The following is a 2,406-nucleotide window of genomic DNA, read 5'->3' as shown; positions in this document are numbered from 1 at the left end:
CGCGAATCCCCTCGCCCTACTTCCCATCCCCCCGCGCCCTCGCCGGCGGAGGGAGTGGGATTCGAACCCACGAACCCTAAACGGGTTAGCGGTTTTCAAGACCGCCGCCTTCAACCGCTCGGCCATCCCTCCGGAAGACGAATCCCATTCTAGCCGATCGACGGGGAGGGTCAAGGAGGGAGTCGGGGAACCGTGTGCCGAGCACGACCATGGTTCAGGCAGCACTCCCAGGATCCCGCGTCCCTCTCACGACCCGTCATCTCTCAGGTGTTTCAGGAACGTCGACAGGTTGCAGGAGATGCGGCGGTCGTCTCCGCTCGAACGGCCGGTCTGCGAAACCAGGAAGCGCCGCGACGCCTTGATAAGGTCAGCGGCTTTGTCCAGCCGCGCCATATCCTCCGGTGAGGGGGAGGATGTGAGCTTCACCTCGACAGCCCAACACTCCTTCCCGAAATCCAACACGAGGTCCATTTCGTGTTGGTCACCGGTCCTAAAGTAGTGAGCCGTGAAACTTCGTCCACGCGCGGAGAGCTCACCCAGCGCCTGCTCGATCACGAAGCCTTCCCAGCTCGCGCCGACCCATGGTTGGCTGAGCAGGCGCCGTTCGTTCGAGACATTCAAGAGAGCATGCAGGAGCCCGCTATCACGCCAATAGATCTTGGGGCTCTTGATGAGACGCTTGCGGATGTTCGCCTGGTAGGAAGGTAGCCTGCGGATCAGGAAAGCCCCCTCCAGATAGTCCAGGTAGCTGTTGACGGTGTGGTACGAGAGCCCGAGGCTCTGGCCCACTTGCGTGGCATTCCACACCTGCCCGTGAAGCGCGGCCAGCATGCGGAGCAGCCGATCGGTCGTCCGCGGCCTCGCGGGCAAACCCCAGGTCGGGAGATCGCGCTGCGTCAGAAGAGCCAGGTAATCCAGTTGCCAACGCGGATACGGTCCGGCCCTCAGCACCCCGCCATCGGGGTAGCCCCCGCACAACCAGAGGCGCTCGCGCGATGCCTTTGTTCGGAGCTCGTTGAAGAGGAGCGGGGTCAGATCGACAAGCGACAAGCGGCCCGCCAGCGACTCGGAGACGCGGATCATCAGCGAGGGGGAAACGGATCCGAGAAGCAGGAAGCGACCCTTCCGCTTGCGATCTCGGTCGATGGTCCCGCGCAGACGAGCGAAGGTGTCCGGGCACCCTTGAGCCTCGTCCAAGATCACGAGGTCCTTCCCGGCCGCGAGGCGATCCCACTCGAGGTCGAGCCTGAGGCGCTCGGATTCTTGTTCGAGGTCGAAATAGATCCCGTCCAGCGAACGCGCGAGAGTGGTCTTGCCACACTGGCGCGGCCCGATAAGGGCCACCGCCGGGTAGGCCGACAAGCGTTGCTGAACCAGGCGCCGAACAAGCCGCGCGATCATGCCTTGCATTATAGAATCCGATTTCTATTTTGCAAGAGCGATTTCCTGGAAAACAAGGGGCGGATTCGGGGGGGCGCGAACTCGTGGTATCGGCACCCGATCTCTCGTGGGCCGCACCCTCCCCTTCCGGTCCCCGTCCGCCGCCGGAGACGGCGACCGGGCTCGCCCTAAGCGCCTCTCGTCTCCGCAGCAGGCCGCCTCCGCATTTCGGATCACGACCGGTCTATGAGATCGCGCGGGCCAGCTCGCGGGGCGAGGCCCCGAGGGCGATCAGGGATCGGACGAGCAGATCGACCGAGACGGAAGGGTCCCCCGCTTCCATCTTGGCGACGCGCGACTGGCTTGACTTCAAGATCTTCGCGAGGTCGGTCTGTGTAAGCCGCCGGCGAAGACGCCGCCGGCGAAGGCTCGCCGCGAGCTGCAGCTTGAGCTCGATCAAAGCCTCCTCCTCTGCGGAGAGGCCGAGGAACCCACGTGCCGTGCCGACTCGCCATCCGCGCTCTTCGAGTCGCTTCTTCTTCTCTTCACGCATGATCGTACTCCCGAAGCCTCCTCTTGCACGTCGCGGCTACCGAGACCGGTGTGCGGGTGGTTGTCTTGCTGAAGATCTCGGCGATCACGACCGCATCTCGGTCGGTCCGGTAGATGATGCGCCACGTCGCCGCAGCATCCTAGATCCGCAGCTCATAGCACCTCGCATCGATCCCAGGCATCGGCCGCGAGTGCGGCATACCCAACCGCTCGCCTTTCTGAAGCCTTCGAAGGAGAAACCACGCCTCAATCCTTGCCTCCTTCGAGAACGGCTAGCTCTTCACCTCCCCGCTGAGCCAGACCAGGGGTTTGTCCTTCGGGCTCATGTTCCGATGATATGTCAGATCCGACATTCTGAGGCGGCGAGTCGTGTTGGCGATTCGTCAGGGGATGGGTCCGTCGGAGGCCGCTCGTGTCTTTGGGGTGTCGCGCCAAGCGATTCACAACTGGATGCGCCAGGTGGAGGGGTCGGGG

General features: G+C 63.7%; 3 protein-coding genes, 1 tRNA gene and 1 pseudogene. 1 reads left to right on the top strand and 4 read right to left on the bottom strand.

The features are described from left to right. Positions 1 to 43 precede the first annotated feature (43 nt). The 4 genes and pseudogenes from FJY88_13620 to FJY88_13605 all read right to left on the bottom strand — a co-directional run bounded on the left by FJY88_13620 (position 44) and on the right by FJY88_13605 (position 2,258). Positions 44 to 132, bottom strand: a tRNA-Ser gene (locus FJY88_13620). Between the two features lie 114 nt (positions 133 to 246). Further along, positions 247 to 1,410, bottom strand: coding sequence for an ATP-binding protein (locus tag FJY88_13615; GenBank protein ID MBM3288364.1), 1,164 nt, complete (start codon positions 1,408 to 1,410; stop codon positions 247 to 249). A gap of 214 nt (positions 1,411 to 1,624) precedes the next feature. Next, positions 1,625 to 1,933, bottom strand: coding sequence for a helix-turn-helix domain-containing protein (locus tag FJY88_13610; protein ID MBM3288363.1), 309 nt, complete (start codon positions 1,931 to 1,933; stop codon positions 1,625 to 1,627). Further along, positions 1,926 to 2,258 (bottom strand): annotated as a pseudogene (locus FJY88_13605) (type II toxin-antitoxin system RelE/ParE family toxin). The gene FJY88_13610 and the pseudogene FJY88_13605 overlap by 8 nt, the downstream one beginning before the upstream one ends. A 25-nt stretch (positions 2,259 to 2,283) precedes the next feature. Here FJY88_13605 and FJY88_13600 point away from each other — a divergent pair. After that, on the top strand, positions 2,284 to 2,406 hold a 123-nt coding region (locus tag FJY88_13600), incomplete at its 3' end, for a helix-turn-helix domain-containing protein (protein ID MBM3288362.1).

It is taken from the genome of Candidatus Eisenbacteria bacterium, from assembly GCA_016867495.1.
GTDB lineage: Bacteria > Eisenbacteria > RBG-16-71-46 > CAIMUX01 > VGJL01 > VGJL01.
Note: the sequence above shows the minus strand (reverse complement) of the source record. Positions and strands in the feature narration are given on the sequence as shown.

Excerpts from the sequence above, each read along its gene's own strand:
- FJY88_13610 (MBM3288363.1), bottom strand. The coding sequence starts at position 1,933 with ATGCGTGAAGAGAAGAAGAAGCGACTCGAAGAGCGCGGATGGCGAGTC.
- FJY88_13615 (MBM3288364.1), bottom strand. The coding sequence starts at position 1,410 with ATGCAAGGCATGATCGCGCGGCTTGTTCGGCGCCTGGTTCAGCAACGC.